Here is a 2030-nt window from a genome sequence, read left to right on the forward strand (position 1 = left end):
GACGCTTTTACCCTCTCCCTCTGCTCATCGCAGATGAGATAGGGGGAGTGCCCGTAGGGCGAGGGGGTAAAAAAACAGGGGAGAAGAGTAAAATCTATCCTTATGCAAAAACGAGAAATACCACCTTTAACCTCTCCCCGCCGTACCCCGCAGCATTGCAGGGTATCGCGAAGCGATACAGAGGTCTTCCGTTAACCGCATAGGGAAAACGAATAAATACGAGGGAGGTATTACCCCCTCCTCCTCTGTGTTTTGCAATGCAAAATATAGGGGAGGTGGCACGAAGTGACGGAGGGGTTAACCCTTACAGCAAAAAAACTTATGAAATCTTTTCAACCCCTCTCCTCAGAAACTACCGTTTCATCAGTTCCCCCCTGATCTCCTATTGAGCCAATATCCCACCAATTATAAGCCAAACCGAAGATTCCGGTTAAGATACTTCTTTCACATTATTCCACAATCATACGCTTAGAATCGACGAGCGTCCCATCGATCACCAAAGCATAGAGATACATTCCGGCGGTTAAGTCCGAGGCCGGAATCACAATCTTCCCCGTTGGCATATCGGGTTGCAGCGTATAGGATTTCAACTGCTTGCCCGTCAAGTCACAAATACATATCGATGCCGATCGAGCATTGGTCGAGAGCCTATATATAATTTCGGTAGTCTGGAAAAAAGGATTGGGTACGTTTTGATAGATCGCAGCCTCTCCGGTGGAAGATTCGATTTCGCTATCCTCCGAATCGCGGGCGTTCTTCGGCACGACTTTTTCCGGAACATTGTCTCCCGATAACGACTCTTCCAGTTCGGCAATCCGTTCCTCCTGTCTTTCGATAGTCGCTTGCATCTCCTTCATACCTTCCACCAGTAAAGGTATCAAATCGGTATACATGACGGTCTTCGTCCCGTCCGGCAAAGTTCGTACCACTTCCGGCACTACACTCTCCACCTCCTGCGCAATGAACCCTATGCGTTCCCTGGCATTCTCCGCCTCGATCTGTCTCTTGATATCGGACGAAGCATATCCAGCGTGGCCGTTCTCATTCGCCACAGCCGATACCGGCCGCTCCCCACCCGGTTTATAGCGGAAACTCACTCCTCGCAAAGCCGAGATTCTGTCCATGCCCGAGGCTATCTCCTTGACATCTTGTTTCAGCCGTCCGTCCGAGGCTTGCGTAAATCCGCTCAGTCCGTATACCAGCCCGTTTCCATCGACCGAAAACACCTGCATGGAAGTCCGGTACGAATCCGGAGTGGTCGTCATAATATATGCGGCGAACGGCCTATCTGCATTTTTGTAGACATCGGATCGTATCCCCTCATGAGTCCCTCCTTCCGCACCTGTATAGATGGAATGGATCGATCGGCTTCCTCCGCTCCGCACCGTCAATGCGGCATCGTAATGTTGGGGATATATAGACTCATAAGGAGGATCAAATCCATAGTCGACTTCCGTATTAAAAATATTAGACCCGGCCTCCGCCGCCTCCAAAAAGAATTTACCCAAACTTGTCATCTTCAATCCGCCGAATCCATCGCTCCAATAAAAGTCACCCTCTTTACCGAACAATGATTGGCGAAGGGATCCTTCTTCACCGAACAACTTCAATTCTTTATGGATAATCGTACGGCCAAGACTATCCACCTCCAGCTGTGCCCAAACCGAAATCTGGCACAGCCATGTCACCAAAGACAATAAAATCACCCTGTTCTTCATAGTTCTTGTTTTCGCTTTATGCTTTTTAACTTACTCTTTATCATATTCTCCCAGACAAAGCACGTAACATCACTTTCTCCACCTTGCCGGCACATTCCACCACATAAAATCCCGCAGGCAGCACCACTTCCATACGGCTACCTGTGGCCTCGACAGTCTTCACTTTGTGACCGGTCGTGTCATAGACGGCAACCGGCATCCCCGGCGAGAGGTTTTCAAGAACTATCGATCCACCCGAGGCATAAATGCGCACGCTACCCTCGGCCGATATCTCCTCTATTCCCGAGAAGTCGGTCGCTATTATATCGAAGT

3 protein-coding genes are annotated in these 2030 nt (G+C 49.5%); 1 reads left to right on the forward strand and 2 read right to left on the reverse strand.

The window, feature by feature from the left end; all coding sequences use genetic code 11:
• The coding region (locus tag QVD32_RS12985) for a hypothetical protein (RefSeq protein ID WP_287710359.1) at positions 1-203 on the forward strand (203 nt) is incomplete at its 5' end.
• Positions 204-449: 246 nt separating this feature from the next.
• On the opposite strand, the gene QVD32_RS12990 is transcribed toward QVD32_RS12985, so the two are convergent.
• A complete protein-coding gene (locus QVD32_RS12990) occupies positions 450-1718 on the reverse strand; it encodes a tail fiber domain-containing protein (RefSeq protein WP_118686913.1) in 1269 nt (422 codons plus the stop codon).
• 40 nt (positions 1719-1758) lie between these two features.
• Positions 1759-2030, reverse strand: a 272-nt coding sequence (locus QVD32_RS12995) for a hypothetical protein (protein ID WP_287710360.1), incomplete at its 5' end; no start/stop codon positions are given.

It is taken from the genome of Barnesiella sp. (assembly GCF_022723415.1).
GTDB classification, from domain to species: Bacteria; Bacteroidota; Bacteroidia; order Bacteroidales; family Barnesiellaceae; genus Barnesiella; species Barnesiella intestinihominis.